The organism is Exiguobacterium sp. s163 (genome assembly GCF_018617135.1).
Lineage (GTDB): Bacteria > Bacillota > Bacilli > Exiguobacteriales > Exiguobacteriaceae > Exiguobacterium > Exiguobacterium profundum.
The window spans coordinates 13743-38658 of the sequence record NZ_JACSJN010000006.1; the positions used below are offsets into that span (position 1 = coordinate 13743).

19 protein-coding genes are annotated in these 24916 nt (G+C 49.7%); 15 read left to right on the forward strand and 4 right to left on the reverse strand.

Annotated features, from left to right (window positions below; all coding sequences use genetic code 11):
- Positions 1-80 precede the first annotated feature (80 nt).
- The 12 genes from KNO71_RS14065 to clpB all read left to right on the forward strand — a co-directional run bounded on the left by KNO71_RS14065 (position 81) and on the right by clpB (position 18583).
- Positions 81-2369: a bifunctional diguanylate cyclase/phosphodiesterase gene (locus KNO71_RS14065; RefSeq protein ID WP_214689064.1), complete on the forward strand. Its 2289-nt coding sequence runs from the start codon at positions 81-83 to the stop codon at positions 2367-2369.
- Between the two features lie 182 nt (positions 2370-2551).
- Positions 2552-4294, forward strand: a complete 1743-nt coding sequence (locus KNO71_RS14070) for an adenine deaminase C-terminal domain-containing protein (RefSeq protein ID WP_214689066.1) — start codon at positions 2552-2554, stop codon at positions 4292-4294.
- 67 nt (positions 4295-4361) lie between these two features.
- Entirely contained in the window at positions 4362-4667 is a 306-nt protein-coding gene (locus tag KNO71_RS14075; protein WP_015880718.1) for a YerC/YecD family TrpR-related protein, read from the forward strand.
- Between the two features lie 35 nt (positions 4668-4702).
- Positions 4703-6085: a TrkH family potassium uptake protein gene (locus KNO71_RS14080; protein ID WP_214689068.1), complete on the forward strand. Its 1383-nt coding sequence runs from the start codon at positions 4703-4705 to the stop codon at positions 6083-6085.
- A gap of 12 nt (positions 6086-6097) precedes the next feature.
- Positions 6098-6331 (forward strand): hypothetical protein, encoded by a 234-nt coding sequence (locus KNO71_RS14085; RefSeq protein WP_074037828.1) that lies wholly within the window; start codon positions 6098-6100, stop codon positions 6329-6331.
- A gap of 89 nt (positions 6332-6420) precedes the next feature.
- A complete protein-coding gene (pcrB, locus tag KNO71_RS14090; RefSeq protein WP_214689070.1) occupies positions 6421-7101 on the forward strand; it encodes a heptaprenylglyceryl phosphate synthase in 681 nt (226 codons plus the stop codon).
- Positions 7102-7139: 38 nt separating this feature from the next.
- A complete protein-coding gene (pcrA, locus tag KNO71_RS14095) occupies positions 7140-9356 on the forward strand; it encodes a DNA helicase PcrA (RefSeq protein ID WP_078146263.1) in 2217 nt (738 codons plus the stop codon).
- A gap of 9 nt (positions 9357-9365) precedes the next feature.
- Complete coding sequence (ligA, locus tag KNO71_RS14100) at positions 9366-11360, forward strand: NAD-dependent DNA ligase LigA (protein WP_078146264.1); 1995 nt, start codon at positions 9366-9368, stop codon at positions 11358-11360.
- An 820-nt stretch (positions 11361-12180) separates the two neighbouring features.
- Entirely contained in the window at positions 12181-13659 is a 1479-nt protein-coding gene (locus KNO71_RS14105; protein ID WP_214689254.1) for an LPXTG cell wall anchor domain-containing protein, read from the forward strand.
- Between the two features lie 130 nt (positions 13660-13789).
- Positions 13790-14962 (forward strand): CamS family sex pheromone protein, encoded by a 1173-nt coding sequence (locus KNO71_RS14110; RefSeq protein ID WP_015880725.1) that lies wholly within the window; start codon positions 13790-13792, stop codon positions 14960-14962.
- 140 nt (positions 14963-15102) lie between these two features.
- On the forward strand, positions 15103-15972 hold the full coding sequence (locus KNO71_RS14115) for a DnaJ C-terminal domain-containing protein (RefSeq protein ID WP_214689072.1): 870 nt from the start codon (positions 15103-15105) through the stop codon (positions 15970-15972).
- Positions 15973-15991: 19 nt separating this feature from the next.
- Positions 15992-18583: an ATP-dependent chaperone ClpB gene (gene clpB / locus KNO71_RS14120; RefSeq protein ID WP_214689074.1), complete on the forward strand. Its 2592-nt coding sequence runs from the start codon at positions 15992-15994 to the stop codon at positions 18581-18583.
- A gap of 31 nt (positions 18584-18614) precedes the next feature.
- Here clpB and KNO71_RS14125 read toward each other — a convergent pair whose 3' ends face one another.
- From KNO71_RS14125 to hemG, 3 genes are all read right to left on the reverse strand, one after another.
- A complete protein-coding gene (locus KNO71_RS14125) occupies positions 18615-18917 on the reverse strand; it encodes a hypothetical protein (protein ID WP_214689076.1) in 303 nt (100 codons plus the stop codon).
- Positions 18918-18980: 63 nt separating this feature from the next.
- Positions 18981-20063: a TIGR04053 family radical SAM/SPASM domain-containing protein gene (locus KNO71_RS14130; protein WP_214685475.1), complete on the reverse strand. Its 1083-nt coding sequence runs from the start codon at positions 20061-20063 to the stop codon at positions 18981-18983.
- Positions 20060-21478, reverse strand: a complete 1419-nt coding sequence (hemG, locus tag KNO71_RS14135) for a protoporphyrinogen oxidase (RefSeq protein ID WP_312049357.1) — start codon at positions 21476-21478, stop codon at positions 20060-20062. The genes KNO71_RS14130 and hemG overlap by 4 nt, the downstream gene beginning before the upstream one ends.
- 61 nt (positions 21479-21539) lie before the next feature.
- On the opposite strand from hemG, the gene KNO71_RS14140 reads away from it, so the two are divergent.
- Complete coding sequence (locus tag KNO71_RS14140; protein WP_168169830.1) at positions 21540-21704, forward strand: hypothetical protein; 165 nt, start codon at positions 21540-21542, stop codon at positions 21702-21704.
- Positions 21705-21752: 48 nt separating this feature from the next.
- On the forward strand, positions 21753-22694 hold the full coding sequence (gene glsA / locus KNO71_RS14145; RefSeq protein ID WP_214689077.1) for a glutaminase A: 942 nt from the start codon (positions 21753-21755) through the stop codon (positions 22692-22694).
- Here the strand turns inward: glsA and KNO71_RS14150 are convergent.
- Positions 22691-23464 (reverse strand): CHAD domain-containing protein, encoded by a 774-nt coding sequence (locus KNO71_RS14150; RefSeq protein ID WP_214689079.1) that lies wholly within the window; start codon positions 23462-23464, stop codon positions 22691-22693. The two genes, glsA and KNO71_RS14150, sit on opposite strands and share 4 nt — an antisense overlap.
- A 40-nt stretch (positions 23465-23504) precedes the next feature.
- Between KNO71_RS14150 and KNO71_RS14155 the strand changes: the two genes are divergently transcribed.
- Complete coding sequence (locus KNO71_RS14155; RefSeq protein ID WP_214689081.1) at positions 23505-24863, forward strand: MATE family efflux transporter; 1359 nt, start codon at positions 23505-23507, stop codon at positions 24861-24863.
- Positions 24864-24916 lie beyond the last annotated feature (53 nt).

Genomic DNA, 24916 nt, shown 5'->3' on the forward strand with positions numbered 1-24916 from the left:
AACCCATCCTTTTTTTCATGCGAAAAAAAGGAAATGCCGATATCCTGTTCTACAATAATAAAGTAGCTTGAAGAAGGAGGGTGGTCGGCCTGCGTGTTCAAACAAAATTATTTATTGCGATAGCCGTGAACATCGTACTCTTCATCGGTGTCATTTTATTCGTCATCAAACCGTATTTTGTAGAGAAAAGTATTGAACAGGACAGGGCGATGACCCGCGATCAAATCGAAAGTGTGTCAGAAGTGTTCGCCAATCACCGACTTATGCTCGAGCGGATTCTTGTCGATTGGTCAGTTTGGACGAATGCCTATGATTTTGTTCAAAATCAGAATGAAGCATTCATTGAAAACAACATGGGGGAAGAGACACTCGAAAACTTAGGGGTCGGCGCAATGATTTTCCTCGACCGTGATCGAAAGGTCGTCTACTCGGAGTTTACTCAATTTTATGAATTGGATCGTGAAGAGGACAAAGAGATCTTCACGAACGACTTGATCCGTTACGTCAACTCGTCAGGAATCAAACAAAGTGCGGTGTATGGCACCGATTTCGGTCCGGTCGTCTTCATGAGTCATCCGATTTTGAGAAGTGATGGGACAGGAAAGCCGGGTGGGACGCTCGTACTCATTCAAAAAATCGGTCCAGACTTCATGGCCGCGATGAGTGCCCAAGCAAAAACGAAATTATCGATCAGTCCTCTTTCACACCGGCAGTTGACGGTCGATGAAGACAATCAATTTGCACGTGTCTCGTTACCGCTTCAATCCGTCTATCAAGATGCGAACTGGGAACTCAACTTCTCGGTGAAGCGAATGTACTATACCAATACACAGACCATGTTAGAAACGGGGATGCTCGGGCTGCTTGTGCTCGGTCTTGGTCTATTGTTGACACTGTTTTGGTCGGTGAATCAAATTGTCACGAAACGATTGATGGGCATCGTCAACGAACTGAAATGGATCACGAAAGAACGGAATAGTCGGTTACGGATTCAGTTGCATCCAAATCAACAAGACGAGATTGAAGAGATGGCGATCAGCATGAACGAGGTGCTCGATGCACTCGAACAGACACAAAAAGAATCGTTGACGCGTGCCTTCCGAGATTCTTTGACCCGTCTTCCGAACCGATTGGCGGTCGAAGAGATGTTCGTGAGCTTACCGGAAACGACCCGGTCGATTGGAGTGATGGGAATCGATTTCGACAACTTCCGACGGATCAACGATCAATTTGGTCAGCGTATGGGAGATGCGATGCTGACGTTCTTTGCCTCTCGATTGATGTTTTATAAAGAGGATGGCTTCGTTGCAAGAATCGGAGCGGACGAGTTCATCTTGATTCATCCGGAATGGACGACCGAGGAGCTCATGATCATCGCCAATCAATTGGTGAAAGATTTGCGCGAATGGGGTTTGAAGCAAGGGATGAACCATTTGACCTTGAGTATCAGCATCGACGAATTGACTGGACCGACGCATCATTCCTATGAGGTGATGATGGCGCGACTCGATGTCGTCTTACACGAAGCCAAAGCATCCGGGAAAGATCAGATTCTTTCCTATCAGGAGATTAAAGATGGGAGTCATTACTTGCAGGCACTCGAAATGGAACGTGATTTACGTCATGCGCTGCGTCATGATGAGTTCGAACTTTATTACCAACCAATCGTCTCACCGCAGCCGTTTCAAGTTAGAGGAGTCGAGGCGTTGATTCGCTGGCACCATCCACAGAAAGGATTCGTCTCTCCCGGCGTGTTCATTCCGGTTGCGGAGCAACTCGGGCTCATCTCAGATGTGGGACGTTGGGTGCTTGTGCGCGCCATCACCGAGATTCAAGAGTACGCAGAGCGACTTGACTTATTCTTATCCATTAACGTCTCGAAACGTCAGATTTTAGACGGCTCGTTTTTAGAAGCGTTGGAGGAAACGATCGCTAAGACAGGATTTCCCCCACACCGGTTGCATGTGGAAATCACAGAGAGTGAAGTCGGTGGGAATGTGTATGAACTTCAACAATTCATTCAAGCGTTAAAGGCCATCGGTGTCAAAATATCACTTGATGACTTCGGTGTCGGAACATCGTCGCTTTCATACTTGCAATCCCTGTGTCTCGACATCGTTAAAATCGATCAAAACTTTGTGAAAGGGATTCCGGAGAATAAATTTGACCGCGCGCTGTTAGAAGGGCTGTATCAAACTTTCCAAACGCTTGGACTCGAGATTGTCACGGAAGGGGTCGAGCGACCGGAACAGCTTGCGTTCGTATTAGAATATAGTGGTTCGCTCATTCAAGGTTATCATTACAGTAAACCGATTCCGATCGATCAATTGCACCTGTACTTACGTAAAACCGTCATGACTCAAATTTGATGTAGGTGACTCTTCATAGGAAGAGTCGCCTTTTTTGTGAAAAATATATGTGAAATTTGTTACAATAGGGAACATAACTTGCGACCCATTCAGAGAAAAGGTAAACTTGAAACAGGTAAAGAAAACGCTTTCAAAATTATTCTTTTATAGCTTTGAAAGGGAAAAAGGGAGGATTGGGTTCGATGCCAACAAAAAGAACGGCGCGGGCACCGTGGTCTAAAGTGATGATTCGTTCACAACTTGAAGTCGTAGATCGATTGCGGCCACCTTCGCTCGTCTTACAAAACGCAACGTATTTGAACGTCTACGTAAAATCATGGAGAACCGCGAATATTTGGATTGAGGGAGATCGCATCGTGTATGTCGGTCCAGACTTACCAGAATCAGCGGTCGAAACGGTCGATGTGACAGGAAAGTATATTGTACCTGGGTATATCGAGCCTCACGCTCATCCGTTTCAATTATACAATCCGGCGACGTTGTCAAAATATGCAGGAGAGCGTGGAACGACGACGCTCGTCAATGACAACATGCTGCTTTTTTTACAAGAGGAAGGGCAAGCGTTTGCGCAACTCGATGCGATTCAACAATTGCCGACGAGTACGTATTGGTGGGCCCGTTTGGATACGCAAACGGAGTTGGACCGGGAGAGCGTGGCTGTCGACTCGGAACGCATTCACGCGTGGTTTAACCATCCGGACGTCGTCATGGCAGGTGAATTAACGGCATGGCCGCGCGCCTTGAAGGGTGATGATGAGATGCTTCAGTGGATGCTTGACGCCGAGACGTGTGGTTTGCCGGTCGAGGGGCATTTTCCGGGGGCGTCGCCGAAGACATTGACTAAAATGGCGTTGATGGGAGTACACAGCGACCATGAGGCGATGACGGCGGAAGAGGCGTTCAATCGATTGGAACTAGGTTATACGACGACGCTTCGACATTCCTCGATTCGTCCGGACCTGCCGGAGATGATCCGTGATCTATTGGCAAATGGACTGACGGCGTTCGACCATCTCATGGTGACAACGGACGGTTCGACACCGGGCTTTTATGAAGACGGCATGCAGGATGCTCTTGTCCTCATTTTGATCGAAGCGGGATTACCGGCTATCGAAGCCTACCGGATTGTCTCTCATAACGTGGCTCGTCACTTTGACCTCGATCACATTTTAGGGGCGATTGCGCCAGGCCGTATCGCGCACTTGAACATTCTAGATGCCATCGAGGAACCGCGTCCGACAGCTGTGATTGCGAAAGGGCAATGGATTTATCGTGATGGGGTATCGCTTTTCCCGAACGAATTAGTGGAAGCAGTCCTCAATAAGATGCCGTCGACAGACGTTTCAATCGAGCTGACGCCACAAGACCTATCTTTCAGCATGCCCGTCGGACTCGACATGATCAACTCGGTCATCATGAAACTGTTTAAAATTACGCATGACACGGGTCAAGATGAATTGCCGCGTGATGGAGACGAATCGTTTCTCATGTTGCTTGATAAAGAAGGGAAATGGCGATTGAACACAGTCTTGAAAGGTTTCGCCCGAGATTTTGGTGGACTTGTCAGTTCGTACTCGATCAGTGGGGACTACTTGATTTTAGGGAAATGTAAACAGGATATGTTACTGGCATTCAAACGAATGAACGAGCTCGGAGGCGGGATTGTCCTCGTAGACCAGGGCGAAATCGTTGCCGAGATTCCGTTACCACTTTGTGGGATGACGTCGACGGAGCCACTCGAAACACTCATCGGTCAAGAGAAACAGCTGCGAGACGAGCTCATGGCGAGGGGCTATCAGTTCGAAGATCCGATTTATACATTACTATTTTTAGCATCTACCCATTTGCCATATGTTCGGGCGACACCTCTCGGCATTTACGAAGTCATGAAGAAACAAGTACTATTTCCTGCGATTTTGCGATGAATAGTTGAGTCCAAGGCGCCCCTGCTTTAGAATGAGAAAGAAGTATGAGTAGAGAGGATGCTTGCGGATGCAACTCGATAAATTACGAGGTCGAGAGCTCGATCAATTGTTTGAAGCGATTTTGAAACTCGAGACACTCGAAGACTGTTATCAATTATTCGAAGATTTAGCGACTGTTAATGAAATTCAAGCACTTGCGCAACGACTTGAAGTGGCGCGGCAAATTCGTGAAGGAAACACGTACCACAAAATTGAGGATGCGACAGGCGCCTCAACGGCCACGATTTCACGTGTGAAGCGATGCTTGAACTATGGGACAGGCGGATACGATCTCGCTCTTGAACGTCTACAACAAACAAAAGGTGACTCGTAAGAGTCATCTTGTTTTTGATGGAGGGGAGGGGCGAGATGCAACAGAAATTCATGAAACGGAACTTACAATTGTTCTTTCGAAATTTAACACCGGTCCAAACACTCGTGTTAATTTATAGTGCGGCAGCGATTTTATCAGTTTTGCTTCTCGCCTTACCAATCGCCCATAAGCCCGGAGTGACGATCACGTTTACCGATCTTGTCTTCTTTGCGGTGAGCTGTGTCAGTGTCACCGGCCTGACACCGATTGTAGTCACCGATACCTTCTCCACGTTCGGCTTATTTATCATCCTGTTCATCGTCCAAGTGAGCGGTGTCGGATTGATCAGTTTGCACGTCATCATGTGGATTTTACTCGGGAAACGGATTGGGTTTAGGGAAAGACAACTGATTTTACGCGACCAAAACCAGACGTCCATGTCTGGTATTGTTAAATACATCACGGAAATCGTGATCACCGTTATCGCCATCGAGGCGGTCGGTGCCGTCGTGCTCGGGGTCCATTACTTAAATTATTTTGATACCATCGGAGAAGCCTTCTTACAAGGATTGTTCGGGTCGATCAGTGCGACGACGAATGCCGGGTTTGACATTACGGGAAGTTCGCTCGCGCCATTCCGTGAGGACCCATTCGTCATCTTTACGCAAATCGCGCTCATGACCGGTGGTGCCATCGGATTCCCGGTGCTTGTAGAGATTCGAACGTACTTGGTGAGCCGAATCACACGGAAACGTCACACGTTCCCGAGTCGATTCTCGTTGTTCACGAAATTGACGGTCTCAACCTTCTTTATTTTGATTGCCGTCGGTACGGTCGGCTTGTTCATCTTTGAATACAATAATGCCTTTAAGGACTTGCCGCTCTGGTTGGCACTTTCGGATTCGTTGTTCCAATCCGTGACGACACGAAATGGTGGTCTATCGACGGTCGATGTCAATCTATTCTCTGAAGCGAGCATGTTGCTCCTGTCCATCCTGATGTTCATCGGGGCATCTCCATCGTCTGTCGGTGGGGGGATTCGGACGACGACGTTTGCTGTAGCCGTTCTCGCTGTCATCGCCTTCATTCGCGGGGACTCGTCCATTAAAATTTTCGGTCGTGAAATCGTCCTTGAAGATATTTGGAAAGCGTTCGTGATCATTACGGTCTCGCTTGCCGTGTTACTATCAGGTGTGATGGTCATGGCTTATTTTGAGGATGCTTCGTTGACACGAATCTTATTCGAGGCGTGTTCTGCGTTCGGGACGACGGGCCTATCCGTCGGATTGTCCTCCGAATTTAGTAACGTTGGAAAATGGGTGTTGACGATTCTCATGTTCATCGGTCGGATCGGCGTCATCGCCTTCATTCTCATCCTGCAACGGAGACAACCGAAGCGGATGTATAACTATCCGAAAGAATCAATCATCTTAGGATAAGGAGATTGTCATATGAAAGCATTTTGGATCAACTTCGGATACGTCTTTATTGTTCCGGTTCTTCCGTTTATCGCCATCGTCAATGGAACGGCACTCTGTTCACCGGACTCGCCGCTCCTTGACATACCGGTGCTCGGATTCTTTTTAGCGAATCCGCTCTGGTTCGTTCCTGTTTACGGTCTATTCGCCTTGCTTGTTGCGAAATGGTTGACGGATCGAGAACGGAATCGTACGGCACGTTCGTGACTTGCTTCGGCAAGTCTTTTTTTGTTGGAGAGATGCACGGGAGGAAAAAAATCGATACACTAGAGAAGGATTCGATAGGAGGGAATGAGTTGGAATTTCAGACGTGGCGACATGTGTTTAAACTAGATCCGAATAAGGAGCTCACAGATGAGGCGCTCGAGGCCCTCATCCATTCTGGGACCGACGCCTTTTTGATTGGAGGGACGGATGGGGTTGATGCAGAGAATACATTTGCGCTATATGCGAGAGTCCGAGATGCCGGGATTCCAATCGCACTTGAGATTAGTCATCCTAGTCAAGTCATCCACGGATTCAATCATTACTTCGTGCCCACCGTGCTGAATGCAGGAACTCTGGAATGGATCATTGGACATCATGCTCGTGCGTTTGAACGATTCGGCCATTTCTTTGATGCTCGTCTTGTCACGGCTCAAGGATATCTCGTCTTAAACCCGGAGGCGAAAGTCGCTGACGTGACGGAAGCGCGATGCGATTTGACGATCGAAGAATCCGTGGCATACGCGGAAGTTGGACATCACTTGTTCCGTCTTCCCTCGCTCTATATCGAATATAGTGGACGACTCGGGAATCCTGATGTCGTCAAAGAGATTCGTTTGGCGTTACCTGATGCACATCTCTTTTACGGTGGTGGCATTGAGGGAGAAGAGACGGCACGATTAATGGGTGCACATGTCGACACGATTGTTGTCGGCAATATCATTTATGAAGACTTAGCTGGAGCACTTGCGACTGTACGAGCACTCCGATAAAATAAGAACAAACGTTTGGAACAAGGAAGGAAACGATTATGTATAATCTTAGCGAAGAATTAGTTAAAGGGATGAACCCGGAACAAGCAGAAGCGGTGAAGCATACGGATGGCCCGCTGTTGATCATGGCGGGTGCAGGGTCTGGGAAGACTCGTGTCTTGACCCATCGTGTCGCCTATTTGATGGCGGCGAAGCAAGTGGCACCGTGGAACATTTTAGCGATCACGTTCACGAATAAGGCAGCACGAGAAATGAAAGATCGGATTGCCCGTCTTGTGGGTGGTGTCGCCGAAGACATTTGGATTTCTACATTCCACTCCATGTGCGTCCGGATTTTACGACGCGATATCGATCGCATCCGCTATGACAGGAGCTTTTCCATTTTAGATGCCTCGGATCAATTGACAGCAATCAAACAGGTGTTGAAAGAATTGAACCTCGATCCGAAGAAGTACGAACCGCGTACCCTTCTCGGGATGATTTCAAATCATAAAAATGAGCTGCGTACGGCGAAAGATGCGGCTGCCCTCGTCGGGAACAATCCGTACGAGCGAATCATCTCGGACGTCTACACAGCGTATGAGAAAAAGTTGAAACAAAACAATGTGCTCGACTTTGACGACTTGATCATGAAGACGATTCACTTATTTCAAGAAGCACCGGACGTGTTGGCGTTCTATCAGAAGAAATTCAAGTACATCCATGTCGATGAGTATCAGGATACGAACCGTGCCCAATATACGCTCGTCAAACTTCTCGCACAGGCACACGAGAATTTATGTGTCGTCGGGGATTCGGATCAGTCCATTTATCGTTGGCGCGGTGCCGACATCGCCAATATCTTGACGTTCGAGAAAGATTATCCGAGCGCCCATGTCATCTTGCTCGAACAAAACTATCGTTCGACGAAACGGATTTTAGAGGCGGCGAACGGTGTCATCCAAAACAACGCTTCCCGGAAAGAGAAGAACTTGTGGACTGAAAATGATGAAGGAGAGAAACTGTTGCTCCATGTCGCATCGGATGATCGCGACGAAGCGTTCTTCATCATGAACCAGATGAAAGAGTTGAAGATGGAAGGGATGGACTACGGACAGATGGCGGTCCTTTATCGGACGAACGCTCAATCACGTGGACTCGAGGAGATGCTCCTCAAATCGAACATCCCATACAAAATGGTCGGCGGGACGAAGTTCTATGAGCGAAAAGAGATCAAGGACGTCCTCGCATACTTGCGATTGATCGCCAACCCGGATGAGGACATCTCGTTCGTTCGCGTCGTCAATGAGCCGAAACGCGGAATCGGTGCCGCGACGATTGATAAACTAGGTGACTTTGCAGATATGCAAGGCGTCTCACTTATGGATGCGATTCGTGACATCGAATTGTCAGGCATCGCCCCACGCACTGCGACGAAACTCGCGGACTTCCGCCAAATGATGCTGGATTTACGGCAGATGGCGGACTACCTCTCCATTTCAGAACTCGTCGAAGAGGTATTGAAGAAAACAGGATATGAAGAGATGCTCAAAATCGAGAAGACGCTTGAAGCGGAAAGCCGACTCGAGAACTTGCAAGAGTTTCTGTCGGTCGCCCAAAACTTTGAGAAAGAGAGCGATGAACAGACGCTCGTCGCCTTCCTTACCGATTTGACGCTCGTCTCAGACCTCGATTCACTCGATGAAGTCGATGAGTCGCATCAAGTCACGTTGATGACGTTGCACTCGGCGAAGGGACTTGAATTCCCGGTCGTCTTCTTGATTGGAATGGAAGAAGGACTTTTCCCGCACAGCCGTGCCTTGAACGACGAGGAAGAGATGGAAGAAGAACGTCGTCTTGCGTATGTCGGAATCACCCGTGCCGAGAAGCGTCTCTATTTGACACGTGCCCAGTCACGGATGCTATATGGTCGCTTCCAAAACAACCCGGAGTCGAGATTCTTGCATGAGTTGCCGGAAACGTTGTTGGAGCGGTCCGGTAAGGCGAGAAAACCGATGCCGTGGAACCCGGTCGAGTCACCAGGGAAGTTACCGGTGAATGGCTTTAGTTCGAAACCGAAGCCGAAACTCGCCCAATCGTCCGGTGCCGAAACGGTCGGATGGAATGTCGGCGACAAAGCGAATCATAAAAAATGGGGACAAGGGACGGTCGTACAGACACGTGGTGAAGGCGACCAACTCGAAGTCGACATCGCATTCCCGGAAGTCGGGATCAAGCGCCTATTGGCTAAATTTGCCCCTATCGAAAAAGCGTGAGGTGAGAATATGGAGATGGCAGAACGCGTAGAAGAGCTACGTCAAACGTTAAATCAATATGGTTACGAGTATTACGTACTCGACCGTCCGAGCGTGCCGGATTCGGAGTATGACCGATTGATGAACGAATTGATTCAAATCGAGACTGATTATCCTGAACTTCGAACACCGGATTCTCCGACGCAACGCGTCGGAGGGGCTCCGCTCGACGCATTCGTCAAAGTGACACATGACACGCCGATGCTCTCGCTCGGCAACGTCTTCTCGAAAGAAGAACTCGTCGAGTGGGTGGAGCGAATTGAGAAAGATCTCGGCTACACGCCGACATTCGTGGCAGAACTCAAATTTGATGGTCTCGCTGTCTCGTTAAAATATGAGAATGGCCGCCTCGTTCGTGGCGCGACGCGTGGGGACGGGACGACGGGGGAGGACATCACGCAAAACTTGAAGACGATTCGTTCCATCCCTCTCCGATTAAATGAGGACGTGACGTTTGAAGTGCGAGGTGAGGCGTACATGCCGAAACGTTCGTTTGAACAATTGAATGATGAACGAGAACGTAACGGCGAGCCACTTTTCGCAAATCCGAGAAACGCTGCTGCCGGTTCACTTCGACAACTCGACTCAAAAATTGCGGCGTCAAGAAATTTGGCGTTCTTCGCATACGGTTTGGTGTCGCAAGACGATCTCGTCGCGTCACATGACGAATCACTCGATTATTTGAAACGACTCGGTGTCGCAGTGAGCGGAGATTATACAACATGCCAGACGGCGGATGAACTGTGGGATTACATTGAGACATACGTGACAAAACGGAGTGACCTCCCATATGAAATTGATGGGATTGTCATCAAAGTGGCCGGTTATGAAGAACAAGAACAACTTGGTTTCACCGCTAAAAGTCCGCGCTGGGCCGTCGCGTACAAGTTCCCGGCAGAAGAAGTCGTGACGACGATCGAGGACGTCGATTTTAGTGTCGGTCGTACGGGGAAGGTCACACCACGGGCACGATTTGCCCCGGTTTCTGTGGCAGGTTCGACCGTGACGTATGCGACGCTTCACAATGAAGATTTTATAAAGGAAAAAGATCTTCATATCGGTGACCGAGTCGTCATCAAAAAAGCAGGAGATGTCATTCCGGCCGTCGTATCGGCACTGGCGAGTGAACGGAGCGGGGAAGAGCGGGTGATTGAATTCCCGACGCATTGTCCGGCGTGTGGGTCGGAGTTGATTCGACTCGAAGGAGAGGCGGATCATCGTTGCGTCAATCCGGAATGTCCGGCTCAACTGCTTGAAGGACTCATCCATTTCGTGTCGAGACAAGCGATGAACATCGACGGGCTCGGCGAGAAAGTCATCACGCAGCTTCACGAAGCAGGGCTCGTTCACAATGTGGCCGACCTGTATCGCTTGGACCGAGATGATTTACTTGGACTCGAGCGCATGGGCGAGACGTCAGTGACGAACTTGCTCTCGGCAATCGAACAGTCGAAGCAAAATTCATTGGAACGGGTGCTCTTCGCCCTCGGGATTCGACTCGTCGGACAAAAGGCCGCTTCTTTAATTGCAGAACGGTTCGAGACGATGGAGGCAATCATCGCGGCGACAGTCGAAGAATTGACAGCCATCGATGGTATCGGGACTAAAATGGCAGAATCGATCGTTCTCTATTTCGAAAAACCGGAAGCACGTGAACTCGTCAAAGAACTTTCAGAATCGGGAGTCAATCTTTCCTTCAAAGGAACGAAACGACCAACGACGGAAGGAGCACCGCTCTCTGGGAAGACAGTCGTATTGACGGGGAAGTTGCATGAGATGACACGTGGCGAGGCTGGGAAACAGCTTGAACTTCTCGGAGCGAGTGTAACGGGAAGTGTAAGTAAGAACACAGACTTGCTCGTCGCCGGTGAAAAAGCAGGTTCGAAGCTGGCGAAAGCGGAATCTCTCGGAATTGAAGTATGGGATGAGGCAAAACTGCTCGACTTTTTACATGAACAAGCATAAGACGTTCGCTTCGGCGAACGTTCAGCTTGTTGACAAATAACATGTTCGAACTCGTCCTTCCGGCGCCCACGCTTTCCTCAGGCAATCCCGGAGCCGCATCGCGACCTAGGTCGCTGCTGGGTCTCCGTCGGATTGCTTTCCTGAAGGAGTCGGGGCGCCGTCGGGCGAGCAACGCAAACGGTCGTCATCTGGCGGCCGTTTGTCTTTTTCTAAGGTCACGACAGCCGAAGAAAAAGCTCGGTATTTACTTTGAATCGATGTTTTAGGGGAAAGGGAAGGTAAACGCCGAGATCATCCTCCTCGGGCCGCTGTTCAACATCCGTTCCGTTCGTCAGACCGTGAAGGATGGATGGTGTCGACTTGTTGATCATTAGATCCGCCCTCTGTGTGTTCTTCTCACATCATTATATGGGACGAAGGACAAAAGGTGACCAAGAACGGGCAGGCGAGACTTCTGAGGGAATAGCAAGCAAGGGGAGACCCAGCAGTGACGCAGTCGCGATGCGGCTCCCTGCTTGCCCCTAGGAAAGCGAGCCGTGTCCGGATTGTGCATAAGACCTTTACTTTGTCTACAGTCTGGACGTTCGCTTCGGCGAACGTTTTTTATTTTTCGGAAATAAATGGGATTGAGCAGGTTCGCACAAGCGTGTGAGGGGTATAGATTAACTAAATCAAAATGCTAATATATTTTTGCGAGAGAACCCTTTGACATCATGACGTTCACACACACATTCCTCTCATTCCTCTACGTGGTGAACGTCGTCATCGGAACGATTGCGATTCGAGCGCTTGTTTTCACCTTAGAGGAGGGACCAACATCATGACACACAACATCCAGCGCTTCGTTGCCGTATTTACCATCCTCATGTTCCTTTCAACCTTATTTGGGGTGCCTACCGCCAAAGCGGACACGACCACGTTCCGGTATATTCAAGTGAATTTGACAGATGAGGAAAGCGAAACATTATATGAATCAAGTCTCGTCTATGAAGGAATCACGTATTACGGGAGCCGTGAATCAGCTGACGTTTGGCGATTTATGATTGATGCGGAAGCAGTAGACGACTCGTTGATTGACCTCATCACGCTCTACAATGCGGAAGGTGTACCGTATACGTTTTCTCCAAACACCATCACGGAAGCCTATCCTGTCGAAGAGGAAGAACCGCCTGTTGTCACAGAACCAGATCTATCAGAAGAAGTGACGCCACCGGTTGAACCAGAACCAATCGTCGAAGAGCCGACGACTGAACCGACGTTACCGAAGCTCGCCGTTGAAGCAATCAATATCGCCGCAGTCGACCGAGCCGTTGTCGGAGGCGAAATATCGTATACGTTCATTGTAGAAAACACAGGAGACACGCCGATGACGGTGACAGAATTCTCTCACGAGTATGTGAGCGGAGACATCGATCATCAATCAATCGAATCGTTCAATCAACACGTATTTGATCGTTTGCATGAATTAATAGGAGAAGACGGTCTCTTGCCGGGGGAACGGGTGGAAGTGACAGAAGTCTTATCGATTCCGACCGGATATTCGTTCGACGCACATCCTGAAATCGGCAGTGTCTTTCAAGTGACCGGGCTGGATGAATTCAACCGGGTCGTCACATCAGAAAGTCAACAGATAATCCTTTTACAAACACCAGACTTCACCGTGAATGCGACGGTTGAGAAGGCGACCGTTCAACCGGGAGAGCCCGTTCGCTATACGTATACGGTCACCAATCCTTCGAAAGTCACCTTGTTTTTAGCGGACGCGATGCTCACATGGCCAAGCGGTGCCTTGACAGAAGAAGAACGAAACCAGGCAAATCAACGATTCACGGAGCAAGTCGAAGCAATTCCTACCTTCAGAGACGGACTTGGTCCGGAAGAAGAAGTGACGTTCTCGTTTGAGCTTCCGCTCCTCCCATCTTATGATGTGAGAGCCGGGGCTGAATTGATTCAACGTGCCACATTCATCTTCGAGGTGGATGAAGGGATCAGGGTTACTCGCTCCGTTGACGTACCGGTGGCGGTGAAGCAACCTGTTCCGGTAAAAGAAGAGCCAAAACAAGACGCTAACAAGCAGAAGACAGAGGTGAAAGCCACACCACCTGTCGTGAAAGTCATCGTCAAAGAGAGTGGAGCGAAACGAGTCGAGCACATCGATGAAGCCGATCCCTACGCACAAGGCGTACTTCCGATGACAGGCGAAGCGGATGATCTGTGGCACGTCATGCTCGGTACACTTCTCTTCGCGTCAGGACTCCTACTGTTGATTCGTCGCAACCACCCGTCAACGAAACCATAAATCGAAATCCCTTCTCGTTCATCCGAGAAGGGATTTGTTCTGATTCCGCTTCGATACTTTTTTCGTGGAACGATTTTGTTATAATGGACAAAGTGAAATAGGAAACGATGTTCAAAGGAGCTAGACATAGATGAAATGGAAACAACTCGTCATCCCGACAATCGCCTCGGCGCTATTGTTGAGTGGATGTTCAATGAAAATACCGATGGGTGAAGAAGAAGCGACACCAACTGGGGACGAAACAGCGGCCGAAGGCGTCACACAAGCGATTGAAGCCCGTGACTCATACTATCAGATGGTCATTCCGTTCAAACCGGCGGCAGCGAGAGGACTCGCCCAACGTCAAGTCAGTTCATCGTTAGAACTCGAAGAAGTCGAACTCGGTCTCATGCGTCACTCAACGGACGCGTTCGACCCGGAAAAGTTCGCTTATCAAGAGGGACAGCTGTTGAACGCGGAGGATGTATCTCGTCTGCTCGCACGGAAAGATAAAAGTAATGAAGGGTTGACCCCCTTGAACCCGGCTTATGCGGATGGCAAGGCAGAAGTCGAAGACGACAAGTTCGTCGATGCGAACAAGAAATCACCGCTTTATTTAGCTTCGATTGTCGAACAAAATTACATGACGAAAGAGGACAGCGGGTACCAGGTTGGGGGCGTATCGTTTGCACTTATTTTGAACCGTGAATATGTCTTCCAAGCACCGAACTATGGTCCGACATATACCGTCAAACTCGATCAAAAGAAAGTAATCGCAGAAGGGGAACGTATGGCGAACGAACTCGTCTCCCAATTACGAAAGCGTGAAGACTTCAAGGACCTCGATATCAATGTCGCGCTCTATATGAAATCGACACAAGGTTCACCGACACCGGGGAACTATATCAAGTCGGCCTTCGTTGGGACGGCGGATCAAGTCAAATCGGGCGACTGGAAAGCGATCGATGAGAAGTACTACTATTTCCCGTCGACATCGGCGACGTCTGACGTACGCGAGGACGCTCAGAAATTTACGCTCTTCAGCGATCGGATTGCCGACCTTTTCCCGGACTATAGCGGGATGATTGGGAAGGGCTTTTATCAGAACGGAGATCTATCGAGAATGGAGATTGATATCCCGATTCAGTTTTACAGTCGCGCTGAGCTCGTCGGCTTCACACAACACGTGGTCGGCTTGCTCGAAAACCGTTGGGAATATAGCCGGAACGTTCCGGTTCGTATCAACGTGACGTCACTTGGCGGAGACCCTGAAGTGACGATTGTGTTTGAGGACGGCATGGATAGCCCGAAAGTCTACTTCTAATCGAGAAGAGGTTCGTTTTTTGAAACGAATCTCTTCTTTTTTTCGTATGAAAAGTGAAAGGATTATCTTTGACCTTATTTGACCAATTGAGTAGAATAGAGTTAACAGAAACGGGAAAGGGATAGGTGAGGTGAATCCATATGGCTAAAAACTATTACGACGAGCTCGGTGTCTCCAAGGAGGCGACCGAGCAAGAGATTAAACGTGCATACCGGAAACTGGCGAAACAATACCATCCGGACGTCAATAAAGACCCTGGTGCACAAGAACGATTCAAGTCGGTCCAGGAAGCGTTTGACATATTGAGCGACCCAGAGAAAAAGGCGAACTATGATCGATACGGTAGCCCGGATGGACCGTCGTTCGGACAAGGGTTCGGTGGCGGTGGAGAGACTTACGGGGAAGGCTCGTCACAATTCGAAGATCTATTCCGACAATTCGGAGGCGGATCGCGTACGACCTCTCGGACTTTCGGATTTGAAGATATGTTCGGAAGCTTCTTTGACCAAGCAGTCGAGGAAGACTTGGATGAGACTGTTCGTGTCAACATCCCGCTCAGTCAATTGACGAAAGAGTCGAAAGTGAGTCTACGTCTTCAAACGGGTACCGTGAACGTCAAAATTCCACAAGGTGCCTACGAAGGTCAGAAGTTGCGGTTGAAAGGAAAAGGTAGCCGCGTCGGACAATCGGGAAACCGAGGAGATGTATATGTCGAACTTCACTTTGCGGATGACGATACGTATCGTCGTGAAGGAGAGCATATCGTGACCGTGAAACGATTGCGTCCGCTCGACTTTTTAGACGGGGCGAGCGTCATCGTTGCCACGCTCGACGGGGGACGCGTGAAGCTGAAAGTGAAACCGGGAAGCCGTCCGGGACAACGGATGCGGATCCCTGGTCGCGGTGTCATGACCGCCTCGAAGGTGCGGTCGGACTTATTCGTCCAACTCGAGGTCGACCTGCCTCTTGATGAGACGTACCGTTCTGTTTATGAGCAAATCGAACGTTAATGAATAAGGAGGAATCGTGATGGACTTTAATCGTTTTACAGATAAAGCACATGAATGCATTGTCAGTTCACAGGCGTTAGCGAAACAATATCATCATAGTGAAATCAATGAGTGGCACGTCTTGGCGTCCATGATTTCGCAGACGGACGGGATCGCGCCGTTGCTGTTTCAAAAAATGGAAATCAACGTGTCTGAGATTGAAGGCGAAGTCGCACTTTCTTTAAGAAATGCACCAAAACTTCAAAATCCGACGACACCGATGATTTCGGCTTCTTTGCTGAACGTTCTAACGACGGCGGAGCGAGAAGCGACAGGGATGAACGATGAATACGTATCGGTCGAACATATTTTACTCGGCATCTTGTTGAACAGTAGTCAAGCACAGGCGATGCTCGAGCGAAAAGGGATCACAGAAGACCGTCTCCGTGAGGCGCTCGTCGCCGTACGAGGAAATCGTCGGATCACTTCGAAGTCGCCTGAAGCGACGTATGACGTCTTGACGAAATACGGACGAGACCTCATTCAAGAAGTGAAGACCGGGAAAATCGATCCGGTCATCGGACGGGATAGCGAGATTCGTCGTGTCATCCGGATTTTGAGTCGGAAAACGAAAAACAACCCAGTCCTCATCGGGGAACCGGGTGTCGGGAAGACGGCGATTGTCGAAGGGCTCGCCCAGCGTATCGTTCGTGGAGATGTGCCGGAAAGTTTGAAAGACAAAACCATCTTCAGTCTCGATATGAGTTCCCTCGTTGCCGGTGCGAAATATCGTGGGGAGTTCGAGGAACGTCTACAGGCAGTCTTGTCCGAAGTGAAAGAAGCGGAAGGCACCATCATCCTCTTCATCGATGAACTGCACACGATTGTCGGTGCAGGGAAGTCGGAGGGATCGATGGATGCCGGGAACATGTTGAAACCGATGCTCGCCCGAGGCGAACTGCATTGTATCGGTGCGACGACACTTGACGAGTATCGTCAATATATCGAGAAGGACCCGGCCCTCGAGCGGCGTTTCCAACAAGTACTTGTCGCTGAACCGGATGTCGAGGATACGGTTTCCATCTTGCGCGGTTTGAAAGAACGCTTCGAGATTCACCACGGGGTACGCATCCATGACAATGCGCTCGTCGCAGCGGCTGTATTATCCAATCGCTATATCACCGACCGTTTCATGCCGGACAAGGCGATCGATCTCGTCGATGAGTCGTGTGCAATGATTCGGACGGAGATGGAGTCGATGCCGGCTGAACTCGATGAATTGGTCCGTCGGGTCATGCAGCTTGAAATCGAAGAGGCGGCTCTTAAAAAAGAGAGCGATGCCGCTTCCATGAAGCGACTTGAGGCGCTTCAGCAGGAATTGGCGTCACTTCGTGAACAGTCTGACTCGTTACGTCTCCGCTGGGAGAATGAGAAGGAGTCGACGCACCGCGTACAACAAATCCGCGGAGACCTCGAGAAAGTACGTCTCGAGTTACAAGAGGCAGAGAGTCGTTACGATTTGAACCGGGCCTCGGAACTGAAATACGGACGAATCCCGGAGCTTGAGCGAGAACTCGAAGAAGCGGAACAGTTGGCGAGTTCGGTGACACGCGAACTCGTGCGGGAAGAGGTGACGGAAGAAGAAATCGCCGAGGTCGTCTCAAAATGGACGGGCATACCGGTGACGAAACTGACAGAAGGAGAGCGGGATAAGCTCCTCAATCTAGAAACGGTCTTGCATAAACGCGTTTTCGGACAAGATGATGCGATTCGTCTCGTCAGCGATGCGGTCATTCGGGCGCGTGCTGGCATCAAAGATCCGAATCGTCCGATCGGCTCATTCCTCTTCCTCGGACCGACGGGGGTCGGGAAGACAGAACTCGGGAAGGCGCTCGCAGAAGCGATGTTTGACTCAGAAGACCATATCGTTCGCCTCGATATGAGTGAATATATGGAGAAACATGCCGTGTCGCGTCTCGTCGGAGCGCCTCCTGGCTATATCGGATATGAGGAAGGCGGCCAGTTGACCGAAGCGGTTCGCCGTAACCCGTACTCGGTCCTCTTACTCGATGAGGTCGAGAAGGCACATCCGGACGTCTTCAACATCTTGCTACAATTGCTCGATGATGGTCGATTGACCGATTCGCACGGGCGCATCGTCGACTTCAAAAATACGATTGTCATCATGACGTCGAACATTGGGGCAGACATTTTGCTCGAAGCGGCGAAAGATGGCGTGATTGATGAGGACGAAGAGCGTCAAGTGCTCGACAAACTCCGTCGCCATTTCCGTCCTGAATTCTTGAACCGGGTCGATGAAACGATTCTGTTCCATCCGCTCACGAAAGACCAAATCGGTCAAATCGTCGAGAAAGCGGTCGGACGGATGAGCGAGCGGCTCACGACACGCTCGATTCATATCGAGATCACCGACGCAGCCAAAACGTTCGTTGCCGACGAAGCGTATGAACCACAATTCGGTGCGAGACCGATCAACCGGTACGTGCAACGGACGATTGAGACGAAACTTGCCCGTAGCATCCTCGCTGGAGATGTCGAGGATGGTCAAACGGTCATCATCGATGTCGAGAACGGGGCGTTGACGTTACGCCCGTCGACAGTCAATGCATAAAGAAAGAGGAATCCACAACCGGATTCCTCTTTTATGTATGCCGACGCTTTCTTCTCAAAATTAAATAACTGATGCCTATAAAAATGAGATAGAGTACCGTTCCGAAAAATAAGTTGAGTACCCATGGGATGGTTCCCATAAAGCTGGCGCGGGTCGCTTCTTGAAACCAGAGCAGTAGCCAAAAGAATAAGCCAAGACTTGTTGCGAGTAGCGTGTAAAATCCCATCATACCTTGTTTCGTCCATCGCTTGATTCCGAACCCGAGTAAAGTCGTAACGATAAAAATTGTACCCAACCCAATATAGAATAATCCGTCAATCGGTAATGACTGCACCTACGTGGCTCCCTTCTCATCATATAATTCAATCTTACACGGAGAGGGAATAAATGGGAATCTTTATTGTGAAACGAGGGGACGTTCCGGCTGATAGATGCAGTACGGTTCCGCCTCCTTATAATCGCCAGTGACCGCATAGGCTCTAGCCCGCGAACCACCACATAGATACCGATACTCACAATACCCACACTTGCCATGATGAGTGTCGGGATCACGCAGCGCCTTGAACGTCGGATGATGGCGATAAATATCGGCGAGAGGTGTCGTTCGGACGTTTCCGCAGGGAATCGGTAAAAAACCGGACGGCTGGACGTCCCCTGTATGTGAGATAAAGACGAATCCGTTGCCGTCATTCGTTCCGCGAGGTGCCTTCGCCAAATCGTCATGGGGATGTCCGATTGGAGGGAGCCCTGCTGTCCGGCGGCGCTGATTTTCTTGTCGGGCGACTCTCCGATAAAATTGGGCTTCCGTCGTCGAGATGATGAAGGGTGCCGTCTCTTGTAGGGAGAACGCCCATTTCAATACTTCCTCATGTCGCTCAGGTGTAATGGGTTGTAACAGGGATCCACGTCCAGTCGGCACGAGGAAAAAGAGCGTCCAGACGGATACGCCAAGGGATTCTACGAGTTTCGCCATTTCCGGTAATCGATTGACGTTGTATTCGGTCACCGTCGTATTGATTTGAAATGACATTCCCTCCTCTCGGAAATATGAGATTCCTCGAATGGTACGGTCGAAACTGCCACGTGTGCCGCGGAAATAGTCATGCGTCACGGCGTCCGGTCCGTCAATGGAGAAGGCCCAACGTGACAAACCAGCCGCTTTCGCTCGTTTCACGGCATCGTGAGTCACTCGAGGTGTGGCGGAAGGTGTCATCGAGACGCGCATCCCGAGGGAAGAGGCGTATGCGGTCAATTCAAATAAATCTTCACGCATGAGAGGATCACCGCCCGTAAAGACGAGAATCGGGTTATCCATCGCATGAATCTCGCGAATCAATGCCTTTCCCTCTTCCGTATCGAGTTCGTTTTCGTAACGGTGAAATTGTGCCTCTGCCCGGCAGTGGACGCAGGAGAGCGCACAGGCCCGTGTGACTTCCCAAATGACGATGAACGGATTTTCGTTATAGTCGATGTGTTTCATACCGTCACCGCCTGTCGAAGATGTAAGTGATCGACCGCCCGTTTGGCAGAATCGACGCAGTCAGGTAATCCGACTCCATGAAGTATGGCACCACACGCCTCGACGCCGTCCCACTTCAGAAGTGCTTCTTCGAACGCGCGGACGTCCTGTTTATGACCGACTTCATATTGTGGCATCGTTTGAATGTGTCGTTCGACTTTCGTGAAGAGGGGAGTCCCGACTTTTTGAATGCGTCGAAGTTCGCTTAAAGCGAAGTTTGCGATTTGATCATCCTCTTCATGGAGCAGGGACGGGACATGTTCTGAACCGATATACATGCGGAGCAATGCTTTTCCTTTAGGAGCTAGGTGTGGCCATTTTTTATGCATCCAGCTACAAGCGGTCAAGGCGTTTCCTTCCGATTTGGCGATGACGTAGCCGGTTCCATCTAACGCATCCACATCTGACTCGTCGAAGGCGGCGAGTACGGTCATCGAAGAGGTACGTTTTAACGATGACAAGCGTTCGGCTTCTGGGAATCCGAGCAGAGGTCCGAGTGCTTGAGGGGAAGTCGCAAGAATGATGCCGTCAAACTGTTCGACCGTCCCATCGGCAAATGTGACTTCATGAGGTCGAACGGATTGAACAAGCGTCTTTAACATGAGTCGATCGATTGACGGACGGAGCGCCTCGACGAGTGCTCCGAGTCCTTGCTCAATCGACAGGAACTTACCAGTCTCGGACGGCTTTACACCAGCTTGGACGGGAGGAGTGAGTGCTTTCATTCCGAGAATCAGACTGCGAGTTTTTTGTTCAATCGTGATAAACTGAGGGAAAGTAGACTCGATGCTCATGTCTTCGAGTGTCCCGTTGTAAATCCCGGACAGAAGCGGTTCGATCATCGTATCGACGACTTCTGAGCCGAGTCTCGTCCGAAAGAAACGGTCGAGCGAGATATCCTCTCCTGCATACACGCGTGGAATCACGAGATCGAATCCGGCGCGAAGTTTTCCTCTCCAAGTAAAGAGATCCGTTTTGACCATCGGCCAAAACTTGGTCGGGATGCCCATGACCGATCCGGCCGGCATCTGTCTCAGTTGCTTCCGTACGTAAATGTAAGAAGTCCCGGTTCTGGAGCGGACGAGTTGATCTGCGAGACCGAGATCCGTAATAAGTGATGTCAAGGTCGGCTTCCGTGCCATATAACCGTCGGGTCCAGTCTCTAACGTAAACCCATCCCGATAAATGGTCTTGATTTTTCCACCGAGATGGTCCTGCGCCTCGATCAATGTGACATGAGCTCCGGCTTCTTTGGCATAATAGGCTGCGGCAAGTCCGGTGATGCCACCTCCGATAATCGCGATTCGATTCAATTGATTCACCCATTTCTCTGAAATTGTTGTCGTCTTAACGGTACCGGGAATGTTGACGGAGATATAGGATAAGTGTCACGGAGTTCTAGACAAATTTGTCACGAATTCGAAAGGGGACGATGGAATGGCTTCCTTCCTTATCGTTGCGACGCTTGTAATGGTAGGCATAGCTGGGTTTATTCTGTCGATGAATCGACATGGAGAAAAGTTGGTTGGAGACGAGGAAAGTCCACCGATGATTTGGGCGGATGAAGACTGGTATAAAGATGATGGACCACCAGACGGGTAATATGATAAGATGACCCGGTTGAAATTTGATGGAACATGAGGTGATGGAATGAATGTACTCGAACAACAGTTGAATCACTTGGTTGATGAGTGTCGTCCGTACACGGCTCAAGGGAAAGTGGCAGATTATATCCCTGAACTCGCACATGTGAAAAACGATTTACTCGGGGTGGCAATTTGTTTGCCGGACGGTACGTATATTCATGCGGGGGATGTTCATCACAAGTTTACGATTCAGAGCGTATCGAAGGCGCTCACCCTTTGTTATGTACTGATGGAGTTCGGGGAGGACTATGTCTTTTCGAAAGTAGGGATGGAGCCGACGGGGGACGCATTCAACTCCATCGCCAAACTTGAGGAAACGGTCCCGTCAAAACCGCTGAATCCGATGATCAACGCTGGAGCATTAGCGGTGACGAGTATGATTTTGGGGGAGACGGCAGAACTCAAAATCTATCAGTTCCGCCAGTTTTTAGCGACGTTATTAAATCGCTCGGTCGAGGAGGTCACGTACGACGAAAAAGTCGCCCGCTCTGAATACGAGACGACCGACTTGAACCGTGCCTTGCTCTATTTCATGTGTCACCATGGAATTGTGGAAGGTGACGTCGATGAGATCATTGATGTGTATACGAAACAGTGTGCCATCGAGATTGATTGTTTTGATTTGGCACGAATCGGGCGTGTCTTTGCAGGGAATGGAGAAGACCCGGATACGGGCGAAGAGTTGATTCCACGTCGGGTCGTCCGAATCGTCAAGGCCATCATGACGACGTGTGGCATGTATGATGCATCGGGTGAGTTCGCTGTCCGGGTTGGTCTTCCAGGAAAAAGTGGGGTGTCGGGTGCCATCTTGGCGGTCGGGAACCACGAACTGGATTTGAATAACGTCGGGTTTGGCATATTTGGTCCGGCACTTGATTCAAAAGGAAACTCGATTGCCGGAATGAAGTTGTTGGAACTATTGATTGAGCGCTATACATCTCGCTAAATCGATAGGTGCTCCACGGATGCATCGAGTTCCTGCTGTAATGTTTCAATTTTTCGGTCGTATTCGGACTGTAGTTCAGCTCGAGGGGTGAAGGCCCGCCAACGCTTTAACAGTTGGTCATGGTCGTTCATCTCACCGAGTTCGGTTTGCATTTTTTTTAACGTTCGGACAGTGTCCATCGATGCATCCGATTCATAGTTTAGCAAGTACTCATGTAAATAGCGTTCGCGTTTGACGGCTAAACGGACTTTATGGAGCGCTTCAAGTTGTTCTTTTCCACTGGATCGTTCATGATAGACGCGCACACGTTGCTTGCGCTCACTTTTCGCCTTTTCTAACATCGGGGAGGCGTTCGTTTTTTTGAACGCACGAAATAACGGTCCACCGATGAAGCGACGTACTTGTTGATCGAGCGACGGTGTCATTTTTTCACTGACACGGGTAGATAGAATCGTCCGTGCGATGGCACGTTCTGTCTCCATCGCTTCAAGAAACGCATGGTCGAGTTCGGATTTAGAATCAAACGTTTCGATGAGGACGTCGAGGTCGCGCACATGACCGAGTGCCTCCATCAATTGTTTGAGTTGTCGAAACGTCGCCGGCTTCGTTTCGTATAGTTGCATGAAGGTGATCAGTTTCCGTAAATGCACCCGGGCGCGGTGAATATCCTCAGAATTGTTAAAGGTGAGGGCTTCCGTCACATAGTGATTGAACGTGTTCCACGTTTCCAACAGTTCAAATTTAAGTTTTTCTGCATGCCGTTGATTCATAATTATAAGTTCCTTTCTGAAAAAGAGATGAGGGTTGTCCATGTACCAAACACATTCATTAAACGAAAAAATCAAACTGTTCTTCACGATTTTCTTTCCAATCCTAGTCACGCAAGTGTCTTTTTATTTGATTAGCTTTTTCGATACCGTCATGTCCGGACGGGCGGGTGCCGTCGATTTGGCTGGTGTCGGAGTCGGTTCAAGCTTGTGGATGCCGGTGTATACCGGACTGAGTGGAATCTTGCTGGCGGTGGCCCCGATCGTGTCGCAAGCGCTTGGTGCGCGAGACCGTCAACAGATTCAACGTACCTTGTTTCAAGGTATCTATTTAGCCATCATGCTGAGCGTAATCACGCTGACGTTGGGCTCACTCCTTGTGCCGATGGCGATCGAGAGCATGGGGCTCAGTGTAGAAGGGAAACGAATCGCGACGCAATACTTGCTTGCCCTTGGATTCGGCGTCTTGCCGATGTTCCTGTTCAATGTGCTACGCACGCTCATGGATTCCCTTGGCAAGACGAGAGTCTCGATGATCCTCATACTATTAGGGTTACCCATTAATGTCGGATTAAATTACATCTTCATCTTCGGAAAACTAGGTGTGCCGGCGTACGGAGGTGTTGGAGCGGGAATCGCCTCGAGCATCACTTACTGGCTACTCTTCTTCATGGCCTTCTTCTTCGTGAGAAACGGGAAGCCGTTCCGCGAATACAAGTTTTTACGGACGACCGAACGGATGGTCTGGCTCCGACAAAAAGAGTTGTTACAACTTGGGACCCCAATCGGGCTCGCCATTTTCGCCGAAGTCAGCATCTTTGCGGCGGTCACGGTATTGCTCAGTTCATATGGTGACCAAATCGTCGCGGCTCACCAAGCGGCGATTAACTTTGCCTCGTTCGTGTACATGTTGCCACTTTCGGCATCGAGCGCGTTGACGATTGTCGTGGGGTATGAGCTCGGCGCGAAACGACTGCAGGATGCCGTCCGCTATGCAAAAATCGGGCTCGCGCTCTGTCTCGGTGTCTCTATCTTTTCGGGTGCTTTTTTGTTTTGGCAAAACGAGCGGGTTGCGGCCATTTATACGAATGACCCGACGGTCGTGGACCTTGCAGCGCACTTTATGATTTTTGCTGTATTCTTCCAATTGTCAGATGCCGTCGCGGCACCGATCCAAGGGATATTACGTGGCTTTAAAGACGTCAACATCACGCTCGTCCTTTCACTCGTCGCTTATTGGGTCATCGGTTTACCTCTCGGGTATGTTTTGGCAGAGCACGCCGGGTTTGGACCAGACGGCTATTGGATTGGCTTGATTGCTGGACTTGCAGCCGGAGCGGTCTTGTTATTCCTCCGGTTAGTATGGATTGTCCGACGCTATGGCACGATTCAATCGACATAGAGAGGAGAAGATTGTTCGCAAATGTGAACAATCTTTTATTTATTTTAAATTGG

Excerpts from the sequence above, each read along its gene's own strand:
- ligA (WP_078146264.1), top strand. The coding sequence starts at position 9,366 with ATGGAGATGGCAGAACGCGTAGAAGAGCTACGTCAAACGTTAAATCAA.
- KNO71_RS14115 (WP_214689072.1), top strand. The coding sequence starts at position 15,103 with ATGGCTAAAAACTATTACGACGAGCTCGGTGTCTCCAAGGAGGCGACC.
- KNO71_RS14130 (WP_214685475.1), bottom strand. The coding sequence starts at position 20,063 with ATGAAACACATCGACTATAACGAAAATCCGTTCATCGTCATTTGGGAA.
- KNO71_RS14155 (WP_214689081.1), top strand. The coding sequence starts at position 23,505 with ATGTACCAAACACATTCATTAAACGAAAAAATCAAACTGTTCTTCACG.
- pcrA (WP_078146263.1), top strand. The coding sequence starts at position 7,140 with ATGTATAATCTTAGCGAAGAATTAGTTAAAGGGATGAACCCGGAACAA.
- KNO71_RS14150 (WP_214689079.1), bottom strand. The coding sequence starts at position 23,464 with ATGAATCAACGGCATGCAGAAAAACTTAAATTTGAACTGTTGGAAACG.
- clpB (WP_214689074.1), top strand. The coding sequence starts at position 15,992 with ATGGACTTTAATCGTTTTACAGATAAAGCACATGAATGCATTGTCAGT.
- KNO71_RS14140 (WP_168169830.1), top strand. The coding sequence starts at position 21,540 with ATGGCTTCCTTCCTTATCGTTGCGACGCTTGTAATGGTAGGCATAGCT.
- KNO71_RS14080 (WP_214689068.1), top strand. The coding sequence starts at position 4,703 with ATGCAACAGAAATTCATGAAACGGAACTTACAATTGTTCTTTCGAAAT.
- KNO71_RS14085 (WP_074037828.1), top strand. The coding sequence starts at position 6,098 with ATGAAAGCATTTTGGATCAACTTCGGATACGTCTTTATTGTTCCGGTT.
- glsA (WP_214689077.1), top strand. The coding sequence starts at position 21,753 with ATGAATGTACTCGAACAACAGTTGAATCACTTGGTTGATGAGTGTCGT.
- KNO71_RS14075 (WP_015880718.1), top strand. The coding sequence starts at position 4,362 with ATGCAACTCGATAAATTACGAGGTCGAGAGCTCGATCAATTGTTTGAA.
- KNO71_RS14070 (WP_214689066.1), top strand. The coding sequence starts at position 2,552 with ATGCCAACAAAAAGAACGGCGCGGGCACCGTGGTCTAAAGTGATGATT.
- KNO71_RS14110 (WP_015880725.1), top strand. The coding sequence starts at position 13,790 with ATGAAATGGAAACAACTCGTCATCCCGACAATCGCCTCGGCGCTATTG.
- KNO71_RS14105 (WP_214689254.1), top strand. The coding sequence starts at position 12,181 with ATGACACACAACATCCAGCGCTTCGTTGCCGTATTTACCATCCTCATG.